At 67.3% G+C, this 19,918-nt stretch carries 16 protein-coding genes; 7 read left to right on the forward strand and 9 right to left on the reverse strand.

The annotated features are described in order from the left end of the window. Entirely contained in the window at positions 1 to 1,191 is a 1,191-nt protein-coding gene (locus BST12_RS22165) for a lysylphosphatidylglycerol synthase transmembrane domain-containing protein (RefSeq protein ID WP_083115413.1), read from the reverse strand. A gap of 116 nt (positions 1,192 to 1,307) precedes the next feature. Here BST12_RS22165 and BST12_RS22170 point away from each other — a divergent pair, with 116 nt between their 5' ends. Then, entirely contained in the window at positions 1,308 to 2,438 is a 1,131-nt protein-coding gene (locus BST12_RS22170; RefSeq protein WP_083115414.1) for an AI-2E family transporter, read from the forward strand. Positions 2,439 to 2,865: 427 nt separating this feature from the next. Here BST12_RS22170 and mmpL3 read toward each other — a convergent pair whose 3' ends face one another. The 3 genes from mmpL3 to trmB are packed head-to-tail and all read right to left on the reverse strand — an operon-like array spanning position 2,866 to position 7,201. Beyond that, the gene (mmpL3, locus tag BST12_RS22175) at positions 2,866 to 5,655 is read right to left on the reverse strand and encodes a trehalose monomycolate exporter MmpL3 (protein WP_083115415.1); all 2,790 of its coding nucleotides are present in this window, start codon (positions 5,653 to 5,655) and stop codon (positions 2,866 to 2,868) included. A gap of 59 nt (positions 5,656 to 5,714) precedes the next feature. Continuing rightward, a complete protein-coding gene (locus BST12_RS22180) occupies positions 5,715 to 6,422 on the reverse strand; it encodes an NYN domain-containing protein (protein WP_083115416.1) in 708 nt (235 codons plus the stop codon). Continuing rightward, positions 6,419 to 7,201 carry a tRNA (guanosine(46)-N7)-methyltransferase TrmB gene (gene trmB, locus BST12_RS22185; protein WP_083115417.1) on the reverse strand — a complete coding sequence of 261 codons (783 nt, stop codon included), beginning with the start codon at positions 7,199 to 7,201 and terminating at the stop codon, positions 6,419 to 6,421. The genes BST12_RS22180 and trmB overlap by 4 nt, the downstream gene beginning before the upstream one ends. Positions 7,202 to 7,289: 88 nt before the next feature. Here trmB and BST12_RS22190 point away from each other — a divergent pair, with 88 nt between their 5' ends. From BST12_RS22190 to BST12_RS22200, 3 genes are all read left to right on the forward strand, one after another. Further along, a complete protein-coding gene (locus BST12_RS22190) occupies positions 7,290 to 8,312 on the forward strand; it encodes a hypothetical protein (protein ID WP_083115418.1) in 1,023 nt (340 codons plus the stop codon). After that, positions 8,309 to 9,820 (forward strand): hypothetical protein, encoded by a 1,512-nt coding sequence (locus tag BST12_RS22195; protein WP_083115428.1) that lies wholly within the window; start codon positions 8,309 to 8,311, stop codon positions 9,818 to 9,820. The genes BST12_RS22190 and BST12_RS22195 overlap by 4 nt, the downstream gene beginning before the upstream one ends. A 196-nt stretch (positions 9,821 to 10,016) precedes the next feature. Then, a complete protein-coding gene (locus BST12_RS22200; RefSeq protein WP_083115419.1) occupies positions 10,017 to 11,846 on the forward strand; it encodes a phosphoenolpyruvate carboxykinase (GTP) in 1,830 nt (609 codons plus the stop codon). A gap of 7 nt (positions 11,847 to 11,853) precedes the next feature. Here BST12_RS22200 and BST12_RS22205 read toward each other — a convergent pair whose 3' ends face one another. Beyond that, on the reverse strand, positions 11,854 to 12,783 hold the full coding sequence (locus tag BST12_RS22205) for an AAA family ATPase (protein ID WP_083115420.1): 930 nt from the start codon (positions 12,781 to 12,783) through the stop codon (positions 11,854 to 11,856). Further along, on the reverse strand, positions 12,780 to 14,213 hold the full coding sequence (locus tag BST12_RS22210; RefSeq protein WP_083115421.1) for a B12-binding domain-containing radical SAM protein: 1,434 nt from the start codon (positions 14,211 to 14,213) through the stop codon (positions 12,780 to 12,782). Before BST12_RS22210 ends, BST12_RS22205 begins: the two co-directional genes overlap by 4 nt. A gap of 90 nt (positions 14,214 to 14,303) precedes the next feature. Between BST12_RS22210 and fadD4 the strand changes: the two genes are divergently transcribed. Both fadD4 and BST12_RS22220 read left to right on the forward strand, forming a co-directional pair. Continuing rightward, positions 14,304 to 15,821 carry a fatty-acid--CoA ligase FadD4 gene (gene fadD4 / locus BST12_RS22215; protein ID WP_083115422.1) on the forward strand — a complete coding sequence of 506 codons (1,518 nt, stop codon included), beginning with the start codon at positions 14,304 to 14,306 and terminating at the stop codon, positions 15,819 to 15,821. 3 nt (positions 15,822 to 15,824) lie between these two features. Further along, positions 15,825 to 16,757, forward strand: a complete 933-nt coding sequence (locus tag BST12_RS22220; RefSeq protein WP_083115423.1) for an enoyl-CoA hydratase/isomerase family protein — start codon at positions 15,825 to 15,827, stop codon at positions 16,755 to 16,757. Between the two features lie 127 nt (positions 16,758 to 16,884). On the opposite strand, the gene BST12_RS22225 is transcribed toward BST12_RS22220, so the two are convergent. After that, positions 16,885 to 17,325 carry a CD225/dispanin family protein gene (locus BST12_RS22225; RefSeq protein WP_083115424.1) on the reverse strand — a complete coding sequence of 147 codons (441 nt, stop codon included), beginning with the start codon at positions 17,323 to 17,325 and terminating at the stop codon, positions 16,885 to 16,887. 79 nt (positions 17,326 to 17,404) lie between these two features. Continuing rightward, positions 17,405 to 18,571, reverse strand: a complete 1,167-nt coding sequence (locus tag BST12_RS22230) for an acyl-CoA dehydrogenase family protein (RefSeq protein WP_083115425.1) — start codon at positions 18,569 to 18,571, stop codon at positions 17,405 to 17,407. Positions 18,572 to 18,580: 9 nt separating this feature from the next. On the opposite strand from BST12_RS22230, the gene BST12_RS22235 reads away from it, so the two are divergent. Further along, entirely contained in the window at positions 18,581 to 19,585 is a 1,005-nt protein-coding gene (locus tag BST12_RS22235) for a MaoC family dehydratase (RefSeq protein ID WP_083115426.1), read from the forward strand. Here the strand turns inward: BST12_RS22235 and BST12_RS32180 are convergent. Then, positions 19,582 to 19,918 (reverse strand): hypothetical protein (locus tag BST12_RS32180; RefSeq protein ID WP_211281336.1); only part of this gene is annotated, 337 nt, incomplete at its 5' end. The genes BST12_RS22235 and BST12_RS32180 overlap by 4 nt on opposite strands.

A 19,918-nucleotide genomic window follows, 5' to 3' on the forward strand; every position in this document is an offset into this window, starting at 1 on the left:
CTATCGATGCTGCGTGCGGTCGGTATAGGGCCGACGATCGGGCGGCGGCAACGGCCCTTGCAGGGCGGTTTCGGCCGGGTCGTCGGAAAGCCCGGTCTGCTGGATGGGTAGCCGCAGTTCCGGGTCGGTGGGCGGGTCATCGTCGCTCTCCGAGCCGACTTTCTCGGTGCGGAACATAAAGAAGAACACCACCCAGCCGATCGCGGCGATGAACAGCCAGCTGATCAGGCGATAGATCAGCATCGCTGAGATGGCGTTGGGCAGCGCCATGCCGCTGGAGACCAGCCCAGGCACCAGCACCGCCTCGACGACCAGCAACCCGCCCGGCATCAGCGGAATGGTGCCGACCGCGCGGGCGGCCGCATAAGCCACCGTGAGTCCGGCCAGCGAGGCGTGGTCGCCGGCGGCGTAGGCCGCGCAGGCCAGGCATGCGACGTCGGCGACCCAGTTGAACAGCGACCAGCTGAACGCCACTCCCAGGTCGCGCCGGCTCAGGCTGACCGACTCGAGCTGCATGAGGATCTCGCGCCACTTGTCCAGCCCGGCGTCGGCCGGCCGGCCGCGAATCGAGTTGACCCAGGACAGCACCCTGGTGCCGATTCCCTCGATCAGCTCCGGCCGCGACGCCACCGCCTGCGCCAGCAGCAACAGCGCAATGAAACCGCCCAGGGTGAACAGCAACGAGAACGGGTTGTTCTTGGCGCCCAGCAAGAACGCGCCGCCCAGCCCGAGCACCGCCAGGCCCACCGCCTGCAGCAGCCCGGACATCACCAGCTGCCAGGACGCCACCACCGACGAGGCGCCCCAGATGCGTTGCTGACGCAGCAGGAAAGTGGCCGAGAGCACCGGCCCGCCCGGCAGCGTGGTGCTCAGTGAGTTTGCGGCGTAGAAGGCTGCTTCCGAGCGCAGTTGTTTGACGTGCACCCCGGCTGACTTCAATAGGGTGCGCTGGATCTGCGCGAAGCTGTGCATGGATGCCGCGGCCGCGGCCATCGCGGCGACCAGCCACCACCAGTTGGCCTGGTACACGCTCATCCAGGCCTTGGCCAGCTGATCCCATACCAGCGCCACCTCGACGGCAAGAACGATCGCCACGATCGCCAGGACCGCCCAGCGCAGCCACCAGTACTTGCCGCGCGAAACCTCTTCGCGCTGGGCAAGCCCTTTGCGGGCGGGGGCGCCGTGCGACATCTGAATAGGGTAACGGTGCAGGTGACGCGGGCATCGCCGCACGTCGCGGACTGTGTCGGGCTCGGTCCGGGATCGTAACCGGATCGTGGCGGCCTGCATCCAGCTACGCTTGCCGGATGTCGGCAAGCCTCGACGATGCCTCGGTTGCGCCACTTGTTCGCCGGACCGCGGCCTGGTCGTGGCGATTGCTGGTCATCCTGGCCGCGGCGGTGGCGCTGTTGTGGGTGATCAAGAAGCTGGAAGTCATTGTCGTGCCGGTGTTGCTGGCAATGATGATCAGTGCATTGCTGGTACCGGTGGTGGACTGGCTGGACCGCCGCGGCCTTCCGCGCGGTGTCGCGGTGACGCTGGTGATTTTGGGCGGGTTCTCGGTGCTGGGTGGCCTACTGGCGTTTGTCATCATCCAATTCATCGCCGGCTTGCCGGATCTGGTGAAGCAGGTCGAGCACAGCATCGACTCCAGCCGCCGCTGGCTGATCCAAGGTCCGGCGCACCTGCGCAGCGAGCAGATCGAGAATGCGGGCAACGCGGCGATCCAGGCGCTGCGCAACAATCAGGCCAAGCTGACCAGCGGCGCGCTGTCCACCGCGGCCACCATCACCGAACTCGTCACCGCGGCGGTGTTGGTGCTGTTCACGCTGATTTTCTTCCTCTACGGCGGCCGCAACATCTGGCAGTACGTGGCCAAGCTCGTCCCGGTGCACGTACGCGACCGGGTGCTGGAGGCCGGGCGGGCCGGCTACGGGTCACTGATCGGGTACGTGCGGGCCACGTTCCTGGTGGCGCTGACGGACGCGATCGGCGTCGGTACCGGCCTGGCGATCATGGGGATACCGCTGGCTCTGCCGCTGGCCTCGATCGTGTTTCTCGGCGCCTTCATTCCGCTGATCGGTGCCCTGGTGTCCGGGCTGCTGGCGGTGGTGGTTGCCCTACTGGCCAAAGGGCTCGTCTACGCGCTGATAACCCTAGGTTTGCTGATCGCGGTGAATCAGATGGAAGCACATTTGCTGCAGCCGCTGGTGATGGGCCGGGCCGTCTCGATCCATCCGCTGGCGGTGGTGTTGGCCATCTCCACCGGCGGCGTGCTCGCCGGCATCGTCGGCGCCTTGCTGGCCGTCCCGACGGTGGCGTTCCTCAACAACGCGATGCAGGTATTGCTGGCGCGGGATCCCGAGGCCGAGTCCGAGGAGCAGACCGAGGAAGAGGGCGTCATCGTGGCGGCCAAACCCGACGATCCCGATGGCTGACTTGTTCGCGCGTCGAGTTGTTCGCGCGTCGGGTGGTTCGCGCGTCGAGTTGTTCGCGCGTCGAGCGTGAACTCACGGTTTCGAGTGGGAATCGTTGGCGGTGAAATCGCAGAATCGCCACCCTGGACGCACAGTCGAAGCCGTCAGCGCACACGCGAAGCCGTCGGTGCACAGTCGAAGCGGTAAGTGCACGCACGAAGCTGCACGAAGCTGTGAGTGCTCGCGCGTCGGGTGTGAACTGACGGTTTCGAGTGGGAATCGTTGGCGGTGAAATCGCGGAATCGCCACCCTGGACGCACACTCGAAGCCGGTAGCGCACAGTCGAAGCCGGTAGCGCACACTCGAAGCCGTAAGCGCACACGCGAAGCCGCTAGCGCACAGTCGAAGCCGGTAGCGCACACGCGAACCGCCGCTAAAGGCTAGAGAGCTAGATCCGGCCCTCGCGGCGCAGCAGATCCTGGGCGCTGAGCCCGCCGCCACCACCGCGGCGGCGGCCGCGGGTGTTGTCGCCGCCATTGTCAGAGCCCCCCGCGCTGTCGTCCTGCCCGCGGGCGTTCAGCTTCTCGGTGGCCGCATCGGAGTCGTTGGCGTCGGCCCGCATGACCGGTATAGCGGCGGTCTTGTCCTTGTCGGCCGGGTCGCCCTTGGCCTCCCCTGGAACGGGCATGGCCCGGGTCTGCCCCGCCGACGGCGGCGACGGCCGAGTTTGCAGGCGCGTGGTGGGCGGCTCGCTGGGCTCACTGGACCGCTTCGGTATCGCGGCGGTCTTGGCGCTGGACGGCCCGTTGAGCGAGGGCACACCCTCGGGCCGCTCGGCGGTACGCGTCTGGCGCGGCGCCTCGAGCGCGGCGGGGTGAGTCGGGTCGTGCGGTGGCCGCGGGCTTGCCGCGACCAGCCCCGCGGTGACGGGAGGCCGCGTCGTGCTCGCCGGTCGTTTGCGCTCGTCGGGCAGCCGGATCTCGCCCAGCCCGATGCGGGTCTGCAGCCGCCGCATCCAGCGTGGCGCCCACCAGCAGTCGTCGCCGAGCAGTTTCATCACCGAGGGCACCAGGAACATCCGGACCACGGTCGCGTCCAGCAGCAGAGCCGCCATCAAGCCGAACGCCAGATACTTCATCATCACCAGGTCGGAGAACACGAACGAACCGGCGACCACGGCCAGCACCAACGCGGCCGCGGTGATCAGCCGCCCGGTGGTTGCCGTCCCGATCCGGATCGCTTCCTGGGTGGACATGCCGTTCTCCCGCGCCTCCACCATTCGGGAGACCAGGAACACCTCGTAATCGGTGGCCAGGCCATAGCCGACCGCCACCACCAGCGCGATGACCGGCGCGGTCAGTGGCGTCGCGGTGAAGTTCAGGATTCCGGATCCGTGGCCGTCGACGAATATCCACGTCAAGATGCCCATCGTGGACCCGAGCGTCAGCGCGCTCATCACCGCGGCCTTGATCGGCAGCACCACCGAACCGAAGGCCAGGAACATCAACAGCGTGGTCGCCGTAAGCAGGATGACGAGCATCGCCGGCATGTTGTCGAACAGGCTGTGGATCGAATCCTGTTCCAGCGCAGGCGTTCCGCCGACATACACCTCGATGCCCTTGGGTGGGGTGATGGCGCGTAGCTCGGCGAGCTTCTTGGACGCGTCGCCGGGATTGATCAACCCGTTCTGCAGCACCCGCACCGACGGATCCTTCGACCCTCCCGGCGCTTGGGCGCGCTCCTGCCACATATCGGCGGGGTTGTTGTCCGGCTCGATGAATCCGCTGATCGTCATCGCCTTGCTGCGGACGTCGGCGATCTGCTGGTCGGTGACGGGCTGATGGTTGGTCGAGTGGATGACCAGCGTCAGCGGGTTGGTGCGATAGCCGGGGAAGAGCTGGTCGAAGTGCTCCTGCGACTGGCGCACCGCATTGTTGGGGGGCAGATACTTCTCGCTCATGCCGCCCAGCGACAGGTTGAACAGCGGGATGACCAGCAGGATCATGCCGATGACGATCGGGATGGCGAAGACCAGGGGCCGCCGCATCACCCAGTTGACCAGCTTGCCCCAGAACCCGGCCTCGACCTCTTCGCGGGTCTTGGTCTTCTGCAGCCGGTCGGCGAGCCAGTTCAGGTAGGCCCGGGACACCTTCCAATTGCGCAGGAACGGCACCCGGAACGCGGTCCGCACGCCGAGCGCGTCGACGTGGCGGCCCAGCACGGCCAGACAGGCCGGCAGCAGGGTGATCGACAGCAGGGCGGCCAGCCCGACGGCCGCGATCAGCGCATAGGTCAGCGATTTCACGAAGCCCTGCGGCAACATCAGCAGGCTCGCGCCCGAGGCGATGATCAGCACCGCCGAGAACGCGACCGTTCGGCCGGCGGTCATGACCGTGCGTCTGACCGCGGTCTCGGTGTCGTAGCCCTCGGCGATCTCCTCGCGGAACCGGCTCACCACGAAAAGCCCATAGTCCACCGCGATGCCCAGACCGATCAGCGACACTACGGGTTGGGCGAAGAAGTGCACCGGCCCGAACACAGCGATCAACCGCAGGATGCCCAGGGCACCCGCGATGCTCAGGCCACCGACCATGACCGGCAGGCAGGCCGCGACCGCGCCGCCGAACACCAGGAACAGCACGATGGCCACCAGCGGCAGCGCCAGCACCTCCATCCGTCGCTGGTCGGTGGCGATGGTGCCGGTCAAGGCCTCGGCCACCGGCTCCAGGCCGGCCAGCTGGACGGTGCCGCCGTCCAGCTTCTGCAGCGACGGCGCGATGTCCTTGTAGTTGTTCAGGATGGTGTCGTCGTCGTCACCCTTGAGCGGGATCGAGACGAACGTGTACTTCTTGTCGTCGGTGGCCATGCCCTTGATGACCGAGCTGGTCGAGTCGGGCGCGCGCAGGTACCCCGCCCAGCCCAGCACCTGGTTGGGGTGGTCCTGGACGAACTTGTTGAGTTCGTCGGTGATCTTCTTCGACCACGCCGGGTCGTTGACCGTCTTGCCGTCCGGGGCGTGGAAGATCGCGACGATGTGGCCGGTCCGGTCGCGCCCGTAAACCTGGTCGCCCAGCACCGAGGCCTTCACCGACTGGCTGCCGTCGTCGTAAAAACCGCTCTGCGTGACGTGCTTACCCAGGCTCAGCCCGAAAATGCCGCCGCCAAGGCACAGTGCCACCATGACCCCGATTACGATGAACCGGTAGCGGTACACAGTTCGACCCCACCAGGCGAACACGTAAGCTCCTTACTGGATCGTTAGCGACCCGCGCATTCTGTTTTCAGGTCTTCGGTTGCTCACACACGCGAGGTCAACAGCGAGGACAGCGGCCGGAACGGCTGCAGCCAAGCTCCCTGCTCAGGTAGCGAATCAAGGCCGATCCGCGGGAGCGGCTCCCGGAAAACACCTGCGATATCTTCCAGGTCGACGAACTCCAAGGTATCCGACGCTAGCGCCCAACTAGCGTGTTCACGAAATCCGAGCACTTGAACTGGGGTTCCGGCGCGGGCGATTTCCTCCAGCGGCTGACGGAAAGCTTGACCGTCGGCCGATGCCACCACCAGTGCCGCAAGTCCCTCGTGATAGCGCTGGTCGATGTGCGCGAGCATGTCGCGGTCGACGTCGCTGTCTTCCTCGATCTTCGGTTTGGCGAAGACGGCGAATCCGACATTGCGCAGCGCGTCCACCCAGGGCCGGACCACTTCGGCGCTGCCCGGCGCGATGTTGGTGAAGACGGTGGCCTCGGGTTCGATCGAGACGCCGGGCCGGCTGGCCGAGACTTCCGCGGTGCGGGCCAGCACCCAGCGGCCCAGGGCGTCGAAACGGGGGCGCTCCAGCGCAGTCGGCCGACGTCCCAGGATCGATCCCAGGCCCATGTCCAGGTTGGGGGCGTCCCACACCAGCAGGACCCGGCCCATGGGCGGGGCGAAGCCGGTCAAGACCGGCGGCAGCGACCGCTCGGCCAGCGGTTCGGACGGTGTGGCTACTTCTTCGGTCAGGCTCATTTGGTCAGCCGTTTCCATAACAGTTCATTGACGGTGCTGCCTGCTTCTTGGGCTTTGGTCTCGTACTTGGTGATCGGGCGCGCCACGGAGATGGGCAGCGAGGGCGCGCCATCGTCGATGCGAACCAGGCGCGGCTCGGCGTCGCCGACTTCGGCGATGTGTTCGGCGTAACCGGGATGGTCGGTCGCCGCGTGCAGGACACCACCGGGGATTAGCCGGTCGGCGATCAATGCAATCGTGCCGGGCTGCAGCAGCCGGCGCTTGTGGTGGCGCGCCTTGGGCCACGGATCGGGGAAGAAGACCCGCACACCGCTCAACGAGTTCGGGGCGATCAGATTCTGCAGCACCTCGACCCCGTTGCCGCGGATCAACCGGATGTTGCCCACCTCCTCACTGTCGATCGCGCTCAGCAGCTGCGCCAGCCCGCGCCGGTAGATTTCCACCGCGATCACGTCTATATCCGGCTCGGCCTTGGCCATTGCCAGCGTCGACGTGCCGCTGCCGCAGCCGATCTCCAGGACCAGCGGCGCGTCCCGGCCGAACCACGCCCGGGTGTCCAGGGGCGCCCCGAACCGCGGTAACGCCTCGATGCCGAGCTGCGGCCAGCGCCGCTCCCACGTCTGCCGCTGGGCGTTGGACAGGGCCGAACGTCGCGACCGAAAGCTGGTGGCGGGCAGATAGCCCCATGCGCTGTCCGGACCGCCTACTTCGGATTCCACCCGTGTGTCGGGACGTGCCCCCACCCCGGGTTGCGCATGCATTCGTCCATGGTGGCTCATGAACCGCTGGTGTAGCCGCCCGTGGTCCAGATTGATACCCAACAGTTGCCTTCGGCTGGTAGCGGTGGCTCGCGTCCGGGCGGCGCAGATGTCACCATTCGGTGGGGGCAAGATTTGCACGGAACGGGGGCAGCACATTTTCGTCGAGGAGCTGGCGCGATTCGCCGCCGCTACCGATGACCTGCGGGTAAAGGCCATTTCCGAGCGAGCCGCGGCGCCCTTGCGGGTGTCTGTGCAGGGCCGCGACGGGGTGGGTCGGGCCACCGTGGCGCGCGCGGTGGACGCCGCACCGGACATCGAGGTGCGCTCGGCGAACCGGGCGGAGGTGGTGCTGTATGTCACCGCGGAGGTGGTCAAACCCGAGGACCGCGATGCCCTGCGCGATATCGGGGCGCCCGTGGTGGTGGTGCTGAACAAGGCCGACCTGTGTGGGTTCGCGGCGGGCGGGCCGATCGCGGCGGCGGGGGCCCGCTGTGCGCGGCTCTCCGACCTGGTCGCCAGACCGGTGCTGCCCATGATCGGGTTGCTGGCCGTGGCCGTGCTCGACGAGGCTGCCTGGGCGGTGCTGGCCGGCCTGGCCGTCCACCCGGCCGGCGCTGCCTGCCTTGACGGCGGCTACGACAGCTTTTTGATGGCCCGGCTTCCGGTGCCGGCCCAGGCGCGGCTGCGCCTGCTGGAGACCCTCGACCTGTTCGGCATCGCGCTCGGTGTGGCGGCGGTGCGCCGCGGCGTTTCGCGCGCCCAGGTCGCGGCGCTGCTGTGGCGGGCCAGCGGTGTCGACGCCGTCGTTGCCGCAGTGCTTGCCGCCGGCGCTGAGGCGCGGTACCGCCGCGTGCTGCGTGCGGTCGCCGAGCTGGAAGCCCTGGCCGTTTCGCTCCCCGGGATCGACGCCTTTTCGTCCTGCGACAACACCGTCGTCGCCAGGATGGCTGATGCCGCTGACGTGCTGGCGTCCAGCGGGCTGGAACTGGGACCGGCCGCGCCGCTGCAGCGGGCGGTGCGCTGGCAGCGTTACGCTCGCGGGCCGGTGAGCGACCTGCACCGGGCCTGTGGGACCGATATCGCGCGCGGATCGCTGCGGCTATGGCCGGCGGCGGGGGAGACATTGTGATCGGCGCGGCCCGCGATGATCCGGCCGCCCAGGTGGACGCGTTGGTGGCCGCGATCGGCCCACGACTGGATGCGCCGGCCATCAACCGCCGTGAGGTGGTGCTGGTAGCCGGTCCGTGGCTGGCCGGCGTCAGCAGTGTGGCCGCCGCGCTGCGCGAGCGGCTGCCCGATCAGGTCTTCATAGAGGCGCCGGAGCTGGGCACCGGTGATGCGCCGATGGCGGTGGTGTTCGTGGTGTCCGCGGCGGCCGCCCTGACCGAATCCGACTGCGCGCTACTGGATGCCGCCGCCGAGCACACCGACGTGGTGGTGGCGGTGGTGGCCAAGATCGACGTGCACCTCAACTGGCGCGAGGCGGTGACCGCCAACCGCGACCGGCTGGCCGCATACGCGCCCCGCTACACACAGGTGCCCTGGGTGGGTGTGGCGGCCGCACCTGAGGTGGGCGAGCCGGTCGTCGACGAGCTGGGCGGGATTGTCCGGAGACAGCTTGCCGACTCCGACATTGCCCGGCGAAACAGGTTGCGCGCGTGGGAATCCCGGCTGCAGAAGGTCGCTCAGCGATTCGACCGCGACGCCGCGGGCGCCGGACGCGGGGCCCGGGTGGAGGCCTTGCGCGCAGAACGCAGCGCGGCCCTGCGGGAACGCCGCCAGTCGAAGTCGGAGCTCAGCATCACCTTGCGCGGCCAGATCCAGCAGGCGCGCGTCGGGCTGTCCTACCTTGTACGCAACCGTTGTTCGTCGGTTCGTACCGAGTTGCAGGAGGACATCGCCGGGCTGCCCCGGCGCGACATGGCCGGGTTCGAGGCCCACACCCGCGCCCGGGTACAGGAAGTGGTCGCCGAGGTGGCCGAGGCAACCGCCGCGCAGCTGGACGACGTAGCGCAGGTGATGGGTGTGCCGGTGGAGCCGCCGCTGCTGGACAACCTGCCGACGGTCCCGATCAGCGCCCCGCCGCTGAAATCGCGGCGGCTGGAGACACGGCTGACGATGCTGCTGGGCGCTGGGTTCGGACTGGGTGTCGCGCTGACACTGAGCCGGCTCGCGGCGGGCCTGGTGCCCCGCTGGGCGCCCGGGCTGACGGTGGCGGTGGTCGTGGCGTGCGTGGCGGTCGGACTCGGCGCGGCGGTGTGGGTGGTGAGCACTCGTGCACTACTGCATGACCGTGCTTTGCTGGACCGCTGGACTGGCGATGTGGCGGGGTCGTTGCGCTCGGTACTCGAGGCGCTGGTGGCCGGTCAGGTGCTGGCCACCGAGTCGCTGCTGAGCACCGCACTCAGTGCCCGCGACGAAGCCGAGAACGCCCGGGTGGCCGATCAGGTCAGCGTCATCGACAGCGAATTGCGCGAGCATGCGATTGCGGCGGCCCGGGCCGCGGCGCTGCGGGACCGGGAAATGCCGACCATCAGGGCCGCGCTGGACGCGGTACGTGCAGAACTGGGGCAACCGGGTATACACAGCCTCGACGGCAAAACCAACGGATCGGGTTTCGAGGGGCGCGAATGGTAGCAGTTTCTGACTTTTCCGCATCTTCTGAATCGGTCCTGTGAGCAGGCTTATACCCCTGCAGGCCTTACACGACAAGTGATGCGCGATAACCTGTATATAAGCGCTAGCCGTGATGATAAGCAGTGCTAGCAAATGCACGAACGACTACACGCAATCAGACAAGCCGATAACTAGCAGCAGAATTCAGGAGAGTTCGATGACCTCAGCGACCATCCCCGGTTTGGATACCGCGCCGACGAAGCACCAGGGGCTGTTGGCATGGGTGGAGGAGGTTGCCGAGCTCACCCAGCCCGACCGGGTGGTGTTTGCCGACGGTTCCGAGGAAGAGTTCCAGCGCCTGGCCGACCACCTGGTCGCGGCGGGCACGTTCACCAAGCTGAACCCGGAGAAGCACAAGAACTCCTACCTGGCCTTGTCCGACCCCTCCGACGTCGCGCGGGTGGAATCCCGGACGTTCATCTGCTCGGAGCGCGAGATCGACGCCGGCCCGACCAACAACTGGAAAGACCCCAGTGAGATGCGGGCCATCCTGACCGACCTGTACCGCGGTTGTATGCGTGGCCGCACCATGTACGTGGTGCCGTTCTGCATGGGCCCGCTCGGCGCCGACGAACCCAAGCTCGGCGTGGAGATCACCGACTCCGAATACGTCGTTGTCTCGATGCGCACCATGACCCGAATGGGAAAGGCCGCGCTGGAGAAGATCGGCGACGACGGCTTCTTCGTCAAGGCGCTGCACTCCGTCGGCGCGCCGCTGGAAGAGGGCCAGAAAGACGTGCCGTGGCCCTGCAACGAGACCAAGTACATCACCCACTTCCCGGAAACCCGCGAGATCATGAGCTACGGCTCCGGCTACGGCGGCAACGCGCTGCTGGGCAAGAAGTGCTACTCGCTGCGCATTGCCTCGGCGATGGCCCACGACGAGGGCTGGCTCGCCGAGCACATGCTGATCCTCAAGCTGATCTCCCCGGAGAACAAGGCGTACTACTTCGCCGCTGCCTTCCCGTCCGCGTGCGGCAAGACCAACCTCGCGATGCTGCAGCCGACCATCCCGGGCTGGCGCGCCGAAACCCTGGGCGACGACATCGCGTGGATGCGGTTCGGCAAGGACGGCCGGCTGTACGCGGTCAACCCCGAGTTCGGCTTCTTCGGGGTGGCACCCGGCACCAACTGGAAGTCCAACCCCAACGCGATGCGCACCATCGCGGCGGGCAACACCGTATTCACCAACGTCGCGCTGACTGACGACCACGATGTGTGGTGGGAAGGTCTGGAAGGCGAGCCCGACCACCTGATCGATTGGAAGGGCAACGACTGGATCCTGCGCGAGACGGATACCAAAGCGGCGCACCCGAATTCGCGGTACTGCACGCCGATGTCGCAATGCCCGATCCTGGCTCCGGAGTGGGATGACCCGCAGGGCGTGCCGATTTCGGGCATCCTGTTCGGCGGCCGCCGCAAGACCACCGTCCCGCTGGTGACCGAGGCGCGCGACTGGCAACACGGCGTGTTCATCGGGGCCACCCTGGGCAGCGAGCAGACCGCCGCGGCCGAGGGCAAGGTCGGCAACGTGCGCCGCGACCCGATGGCCATGCTGCCGTTCCTGGGCTACAACGTCGGCGACTACTTCCAGCACTGGATCAACCTGGGCAAGAACGCCGACGAGTCCAAGTTGCCGAAGGTGTTCTTCGTCAACTGGTTCCGCCGCGGCGACGACGGCCGCTTCCTGTGGCCGGGCTTCGGCGAGAACAGCCGGGTGCTGAAGTGGATCGTCGACCGCATCGAGCACACCGCCGGCGGCCGCACCACCCCGATCGGCACGGTGCCCGCCGTCGAGGATCTGGACCTGCAGGGTCTGGACGCCGACCCCGCCGATGTGGCCGAGGCGCTGACGGTTCGTGTCGACGAGTGGCGCGACGAGATTCCGCTGATCGAGGAGTGGCTGCAGTTCGTCGGCGAGAAGCTGCCCACCGGCATCAAGGACGAGTTCGACGCGCTCAAGCACCGCCTGGACGAGGCTGAGTAGCTTTCATTCACCCACGGGCAGGGGCGAGTTCTTCGACGGCCCGCACGGCCGTCGAGACCCGCTCCTCCCAACTTCCGGTGAGCACCACATAGCGCCGTCCCGCGGCCCGCAGCGCCTGCTCACAACGGACGGAAAACGCGTCGCCGGAGGCCCCGGAAGTGGTGAGCAGCGTCAAATCGTAAGAACGTCCGGCTAATTCGCGCAGCTCCGGCGGGCAGCCGCCGGCCAGCAACTCGGCCCACACGGCCGTCGCGATCGGATCGGTGTCGCAGACCAGGAAGCGATCGGCGTCGCGCGCCAGGGCCTGCTCCGAAGCGATCTGTCCGCGCGCGATTTCGGTCCAGTCCAGTCCTGCTGGTGCGTCGAGTTCGCGCAATATGTTGGCCCGCTCCGGGACCCAGCTGGTTCCGAGTTTTTCTGCCAGCGCCCGTGCCAGGGTGGTCTTGCCGGTGCCTTCGGGTCCGATGATGCTGATGCGTTTCACGAAGGCCGGCCGGACGCAGCGCGGGATGTGCTGCCAGTGGGCAAGCGGGTCAGCGCGGATTTCGGTCGCGCTGATCGGTACCACCACGCGGCCCTGATCGACCGGCACGAAGCGCGCCCCGAGGAGCTCGGCGAACTGCGCGTTGTAGGGCTCGGCACCGAAGTAGAAGTCAGGCAGCCTGGGTAGCGCGTCTTCCAGGGTCGCCTTCCAGATGGGCCAGAAGTCGGGGTGGTCCCAGGGGCGCTGCGGGTTGTCGTTGGGGAGGTGGATTACCAGGTTGAAGGGGAAGAGTTCGCGCATCCACTTGACGCGTTGCTTGCCCGGAATCGGCTCGTCGGCCCGGGTGCCGACGACGATGGTGAGATCGTCCACCCATTGCCGGGCGAACTCGCAGAGGTAAATGTGCCCGGCGTGGGGCGGCATGAACTTGCCGAGCACCATGCCGTGCGTCACGCCCGCGCCTCCGCGGTTCGGCGGGCGATGACGTCCTCCCACTCGTCGAGCCGGGACAGGAAGAACGCCGACGCCTCATCGAAGGTGAGCTCCGGATCGGGGCCGATGCGGGCTTCGACATCGGAGTAGAACCGCGACGCCTCGGGGTCGACGAAATCCCATTGGCCCAGCGGCCATTCCGAAGTGAGGTACCCGGCATCCGAATAGGCTTGGTACAACGGCGTTCCCGGATAGGGGACCATTTTGCCCATCAGCTTGAAGGGCAGCCCGTTTCTTGTCTCCAGGAGCAGGCGGACTGTCTCGCGTAGCTCCTCGGGCCGCACTGTGGGGTGGAACATTATGGTCCCGGCGATTATCTCGATGCCCAGCTCCTGCAGGGATTGAACGGTGTCCGCTGCGTCTTTTCCCCGACCGAGGATCTGTTTGCGGTAGCTGCGCAGTTGGTCGTAGGACCCCGTCTCCAAGCCGATGAACACACGATGAAGACCCGCCCGGTGCAGGTGTTTGAACAGAGCCAGATCGACAACGGAGTCCAGCCGGATATCGATCATGAACTTGATGTCGAGGCCACGCCTTAGCACCGCGTCGGCAAAGTCCGCGGCGCGCTGCTGCGAACTGGGGTGTTTGGAGACAAACAGGTCGTCGGTGATCGAGTAGAAATCGATGTCGAAGTTCGACGCTAGAGCTGCGATCTCGTCGACGACAACGTCGACCGACTTCGCCCGGTAACTGTCTTTCCCGAACATCCCGGACATCGCGCCGGTGCCGCAGAAGGTGCATCGGTAGGGACATCCGCGGGTGGAAAAGACGGAGGCGGCGAAGCCGTCGGCAAGGACGGTGGGCAACTCGTCACGAGCCGCAGGCGGTAGCTCGTCGAGATCGATCAGCGGGGCGGGTACGTAGACGATCTGGCCCCTTTCATCGCGGCGGGCCAGCCCCGGAATGTCTTCAGCCGCAGCGTCGTTTACCACGGCCAGGGCCAGTCTGGTGAAGGTCTGCTCGCCGTCGCCGACGACGACGTAGTCGAAACAGTCGTGCTGACGCAGGATGCGTTCGTAGTTGAGTGTCGCGATGGCGTGGCCGATGACGATTCGTACGCCAGCCCAGGCCTGTCGGGCGCGCTGCGCCAACCACAGCACCTCCGGAAGAGTGTCGATGCAGGAAAAGCCGACAAGGCGCGGCGTGCCCGATGCTCCGACGGCGTTTTCCATGGCCTGCCAGGTCTCTGCCACGGTCACATGGCCGTCGACCAAGCCGTTGACGCAGGTGATTTCGATCCCCTGGGCCTTGGCGTACGCCTTGATCGACATCATCCCGAGGTGCTCCACCGGCATGGAGGAATACCGCGAGGGATCCGTGCGCTTGATTGCGCTGACGAACGACAGGGCGTCCGGCCGGGCGCCTGGCGGATTGACAAGCAGAACTGTCATGGGTGGACTTTACAAACGATTTGCGCCGGTGGGGGCAGGAATTGTCGCCCTTGTTCCGGTGGTCGGCGGTCTGCGACGTACAGTCGGCCCATGCAGATCCGCCCCTTCATCGGAGCCGATAAAGCTGCTGTCATCCTGCATCCGTCAGGCACCGTGATCAGCTTCGACGAGCTGGAAGCCCGCGCCAATCGGCTGGCCCACCGGTTCCGTCAGGCGGGTCTGCGCGAGGGCGACACCGTGGCCATCCTGATGGAGAACAACGAACACATGCACGCGGTCATGTGGGCGGCTCGCCGGAGCGGGTTGTACTACGTGCCGATCAACACCCACCTGACCCCGGCCGAGGCGGCTTACATCGTCGACAACAGCAGCGCCAAGGCGATCATCGGCTCGGCGGCACTGCGCGACACCTGCGCGGGCCTGGCCGAACACCTGCCGGGCGGGCTGCCCGGGCTGTTGCTGCTCGCCGACGGGGATCTGCCGGGCTGGGAGCGATACCCGGAATGCGTTGCGGATCAACCTGATACGCCGATCGCCGACGAGATCGAGGGCGACCTGCTGCAGTATTCGTCGGGTACCACGGGCCGGCCCAAAGGAATCAAACGCCAGTTGCCGCACGTGCGGCCGGAAGAGGCGCCCGGCATGATGTCGGCGCTGGTCGGGTACTGGATGGATCCCGACGCGGTGTACCTGAGCCCGGCTCCGCTGTATCACACCGCGCCATCGGTGTGGTCGATGAGCGTGCAGGCCGGCGGCATCACCACGGTGGTGATGGAGAAGTTCGATGCCGAGGGGGCGCTGGACGCCATCGCCCGCCATCGGGTGACCCACGCCCAGTTCGTGCCGGCGATGTTCGTCCGGATGCTGAAACTACCTGAGGCCGTTCGTAATTCGTACGACCTGTCCAGCCTGAAGCGGGTGATGCACGCGGCTGCGCCGTGTCCGGTGCAGATCAAGATGGCGATGATGGACTGGTGGGGGCCGATCATCGACGAGTACTACGCCTCCTCGGAAGCCCACGGCTCGACGCTGATCACCGCCGAGGACTGGCTGGCTCATCCCGGCTCGGTGGGCAAACCAGTGGCGGGCGCTGTGCACATCCTGGACTCCGACGGCAACGAACTGCCCGCCGGCGAAGCGGGGGAGATCTATTTCGACGGCGGCGTTGCGTTCGAATACCTAAACGATCCGGCGAAAACCGCTGCCTCACGGAACAAGCACGGCTGGGTGACCGTCGGCGACATCGGCTACCTCGACGACGAGGGCTATCTGTTCTTGACCGACCGGCGCCACCACATGATCATCTCCGGCGGCGTCAACATCTATCCGCAAGAAGCTGAGAATCTGTTGGTCACCCATCCCAAGGTGCTCGACGCGGCGGTGTTCGGGGTTCCCGACGACGAGATGGGTCAGCGGGTGGTGGCGGTTGTGCAGACCGTCGATCCCGCTGACTCTTGCCAGCGGTTCGGGGCGGAGCTGCTGGACTGGTTGCGAGAACGCCTGTCGCACTTCAAGTGTCCGCGATCGATCGCGTTCGAGGCGCACTTGCCGCGCACCGACACCGGCAAGTTGTACAAGAACGACCTGATCGAGAAGTATTCGGGGTAAACCATGCTCCGGGTGGTCGACGTGTCTGCGGCGGGTGGCGCAGGTGTCGACACGCCGCCGGGCGTGGTCGTTGCGTACGGTTCGACATCCGACGAATCCTGGTTGCAGGCAGCGACTTTCACATTGACCGAAGTGCCGTGTGCCGACCGCCGGGTGGTCACCGTGGAATCGGTGCCCGCCGCGGTGGCCGAGCTGACCCGGCGCTGTGAGCGCTGGCCGCAGGCCAGCGCGGTGTGCGATGACGTGCTGCGCTCGGTCGATCCGCGGGGTGCTGTGCTGGCCGCGGTGGTGACCGAGTCGCTGGCATATTCGACGCTGCAGGCCGGCCCGGAGTTCGCCCACTGGCTTCTCGGGCGGGGCCCGGCGCGGATGCCCGAGATCGCCGACCCTGTTCAGGCGCAACGCGAAGGCGACACTCTGCTGATCAGATTCAACCGGCCGCAGCGGCACAACGCGTTCTCCACCGATGCGCGCGCCGCGCTTTTGGAGGCGCTGGCCGTGGCGCAGCTGGACTCGTCAGTGACGGGAATCGTGTTGAGCGGCAACGGCCCCTCGTTCTGCAGCGGCGGGGACCTCGCGGAGTTCGGTACGTTCGCCGACCCTGTCAGTGCTCACCTGGCCCGCACCCGGCACAGCCCGGCGCTGCTGCTGGACGCCTTGGCCGCGCGGCTGGGCCGGGCCTGTCGTGCCGAGGTGCACGGCCAGGTGCTGGGCAGCGGGCTGGAGCTGGCGGCGTTCTGCGGATGGGTTGTGGCAGCGCCGGATTCGGTGTTCGGGTTGCCAGAGTTGAGCCTGGGGCTGCTTCCGGGAGCCGGCGGAACGCTGAGCGTGACGCGGCGGATCGGCCGTTGGCGCACGGCGTATCTGGTGCTCTCCGGCCAGACCATCGACGCGGCGACCGCGCTGGACTGGGGGTTGGTGGACGCGGTCGGGTAGCGGGATTTCCGTGTGCATCCAGGGCGGCTTTCGGCCGGCTTTCCCGCCCAGGATGCACAGTCAAAGCCGTGGATTCACACGCGGATTCGCCGGGCCGGGCCGGGCCGGATTGGGCCGGGCGCGGCGATCAGTACCCGGAATAGGTGGTGATGGTCGACGGCGTGTTGTGATCGACCGAAACCGCCACCGCGATAAGCACGACGTAGATGATTCCCACCACCACGCCGACGACCACGCCGGCGATCGCGCCGATGATCGCCCACTTCTTGGCGCTGGCCGAAGCGGCCTGGGCTTCGGCATAGCGGCCCTGCGCCCAGAGGCCGGAAACCTTGGTGGCGTTCACGATCGAGACGATCCCGAACGGCAGGCAGCACAGCACCGTGACCAGAATCGCCCACACCAGGTAGTTGTCCGGTTCGGGCTGGCCGTAACCAGGTTGCTGGGCCGGGTAACCCGGCTGCGGCGGCGGGTAGCCCGGCGGCTGGCTTTGCCAACCCGGCTGTTGACCCGGCTGCTGGGACTGCTGCCAATCTGGCGAACCACCGTATGGGTCTGACGGATAACTCATGGCAGCTGCCTCCCCTTTGGTTCGCACGCCGGTTTGCTGAAGTCAGGCAAATATACAGCACCGACGGGTTTTGTAGCTGCTAGATTCCGCCTCGCGCCACCAGTTGTCCGGCAATGACATTGCGCTGGATTTCGTTGGTGCCTTCGCCGACGATCATCAGCGGCGCGTCGCGGAAATAGCGCTCCACGTCGTATTCGGTGGAGTAGCCGTAACCGCCGTGGATGCGTACGGCGTTCAGCGCGATCTCCATGGCAACCTCGGAGGCGAACAGTTTGGCCATGCCCGCTTCCATATCGCAGCGCTGCCCGCTGTCGTAGCGTTCTGCGGCATAGCGGGTGAGCTGGCGCGCGGCGGTGAGTTTGGTTGCCATGTCGGCCAGATAATTGCCCACCGACTGGTGCCGCCAAATCGGCTTGCCGAAACTCTCGCGCTGCTGGGCGTAATCCAGCGCATCGTCCAGCGCCGCCGTCGCCACCCCCAATGCGCGGGCGGCCACCTGAATCCGGCCGGTTTCGAGGCCCTTCATCATCTGCGAAAACCCTTGGCCCGGTTGGCCACCGAGCACCGCCGATACCGGAACCCGGAAATCGTCGAACGAAAGCTCGCAGGACTCAACGCCCTTGTAGCCCAACTTCGGCAGGTCGCGTGACACCGTCAGCCCCGGCCCGTGCTCGACGAGCACGATCGAGATTCCCTTATGGCGCGGTCTGGCGTGGGGATCGGTCTTGCACAGCAACGCGATCAGGCCGGACCGGCGGGCATTGCTGATCCAGGTCTTCGAACCGTTGATCACCAGGGTGTCCGGGCCGTCCGGTAGCGCGGCCGTGGCGATGTTCTGTAGGTCCGAACCACCACCCGGCTCCGTCAGCGCCATGGTGGCGCGCACCTGGCCGGTGGCCATCTTCGGCAGGTACGCCTGCTGCTGCTCGGCGGTGCCGAACAGCGTCAGCAGTTTGGCGACTACCGTGTGCCCGCCCATCGCCCCGGCCAGGCTCATCCAGCCCCGGGCCAACTCCTGAGTGACCTCGACATAGCACGGCATCGACACCGGCGACCCGCCGTACTCCTCGGGCACGGCCAGGCCGTAGATGCCGATCCGCTTCATCTGCTCGATCCACGCTTCTGGATAGGTGTTGGCGTGCTCGACCTCGCGGATGGTTGGTTTGACGTCGCGGTCGATGAACGCCCGCACGGTGGCGACCAGCATCGCCTCGTCGTCGTCAAGTTCACTGTTCACCTGTGCCATATTGACCCCGTGACTTACGCCGAACTACGCGAGGGTGGGCCCTACTTCGACGACCTTTCGGTGGGCCAGGTGTTCGACTGGGCACCGTCGGTGACGCTGTCGCCGGGCCTGGCGGCCGCGCACCAGGCGATCGTGGGGGACCGGTTGCGACTGGCCCTGGACGCCGATCTGTGCGCGGCGGTGACGGGTGCGCCCGCGGCGCTGGCACATCCGGGTCTGGTCTGCGACCTGGCGATCGGGCAGTCGACGCTGGTGACCCCGCGGGTCAAGGCCAACCTGTTCTACCGCGGGCTGACGTTTCACCGGTTCCCGGTGCTCGGTGACACCGTCTACACCCGCACCGAAGTCGTTGGGCTGCGGGCTAATTCGGCCAAACCCGGCCGTGCGCCCACCGGCCTGGCGGCGCTGCGGATGACCACCATCGACCAGGCCGACCGGTTGGTGCTCGACTTCTACCGCTGCGCCATGCTGCCCGCCAGCCCGGACTGGGCCGGATCTGGGCGCGCCGACGACCTGTCGGCCGTCGGCGCCGACGCGGCGGCGCCGGCAACCGCGCCGACCGACGACTGGGACGGCGACGTCTTCCGACAACGGGTACCCGGTCCGCATTTTGACGCCGGCATTGCCGGTGCGGTATTACACAGCACCGCCGACCTGGTCAGCAGCGCGCCCGAGCTGGCCCGGCTGACACTGAACATCGCTGCCACACACCATGATTCGCGGGCCGCCGGGCAGCGGCTGGTATACGGCGGGCATACCATCGGGCTGGCGCTGGCGCAGGCCTGCCGGTTGCTGCCCAACCTGGCCACCGTCCTGGGCTGGGCGCATTGCGACCACACCGGGCCGGTGCGGGAGGGCGACACCCTGTACAGCGAGCTGCACGTCGAGTCCGCCGAGCCGGCCGCCAACGGCGGCGTGCTGGGTCTGCGGTCGCTGGTCTACGCGGTCAGCGAGACCCCGGACGAGCCGGACCGCCAGGTGCTGGACTGGCGTTTCAGCGCGCTGCAGTTCTAGCCATTCCCGCCGGGAGTGCCGGGGGTGCCCGGTGCGCCGGTGTTGCCCGGGGTGCCGGCCCCCACCGGGGTGCCGCCACCACCACCGGTGCCGGCAGTGCCGCCGCCACCACCGGTTCCGCCGGTGCCGTCGCCGCCCTTGGTGCCGCCGGTACCGGCTGCACCGCCGGCGCCCAGGGCACCGCCGTTGCCGCCGTCACCGCCGCTGGGGCCCTTGCCGCCGTCGCCGCCGTTGCCGTTGGTGCCGCCGCCGTTGCCGCCGACCCCGCCGGTCTGGCCGAGCGTGGCGCTGCCGCCGATGCCGCCGCCCCCGCCGCTGCCGCCCTTCCCGCCG

The organism is Mycobacterium angelicum (assembly GCF_002086155.1).
Lineage (GTDB): Bacteria > Actinomycetota > Actinomycetes > Mycobacteriales > Mycobacteriaceae > Mycobacterium > Mycobacterium angelicum.

Coding starts and splice junctions, on each gene's coding strand:
- BST12_RS22165 (WP_083115413.1), bottom strand. CDS start 1,191: ATGTCGCACGGCGCCCCCGCCCGCAAAGGGCTTGCCCAGCGCGAAGAG.
- BST12_RS22170 (WP_083115414.1), top strand. CDS start 1,308: ATGTCGGCAAGCCTCGACGATGCCTCGGTTGCGCCACTTGTTCGCCGG.
- BST12_RS22180 (WP_083115416.1), bottom strand. CDS start 6,422: ATGAGCCTGACCGAAGAAGTAGCCACACCGTCCGAACCGCTGGCCGAG.
- trmB (WP_083115417.1), bottom strand. CDS start 7,201: ATGAGCCACCATGGACGAATGCATGCGCAACCCGGGGTGGGGGCACGT.
- BST12_RS22190 (WP_083115418.1), top strand. CDS start 7,290: ATGTCACCATTCGGTGGGGGCAAGATTTGCACGGAACGGGGGCAGCAC.
- BST12_RS22200 (WP_083115419.1), top strand. CDS start 10,017: ATGACCTCAGCGACCATCCCCGGTTTGGATACCGCGCCGACGAAGCAC.
- BST12_RS22210 (WP_083115421.1), bottom strand. CDS start 14,213: ATGACAGTTCTGCTTGTCAATCCGCCAGGCGCCCGGCCGGACGCCCTG.
- fadD4 (WP_083115422.1), top strand. CDS start 14,304: ATGCAGATCCGCCCCTTCATCGGAGCCGATAAAGCTGCTGTCATCCTG.
- BST12_RS22220 (WP_083115423.1), top strand. CDS start 15,825: ATGCTCCGGGTGGTCGACGTGTCTGCGGCGGGTGGCGCAGGTGTCGAC.
- BST12_RS22225 (WP_083115424.1), bottom strand. CDS start 17,325: ATGAGTTATCCGTCAGACCCATACGGTGGTTCGCCAGATTGGCAGCAG.
- BST12_RS22230 (WP_083115425.1), bottom strand. CDS start 18,571: ATGGCACAGGTGAACAGTGAACTTGACGACGACGAGGCGATGCTGGTC.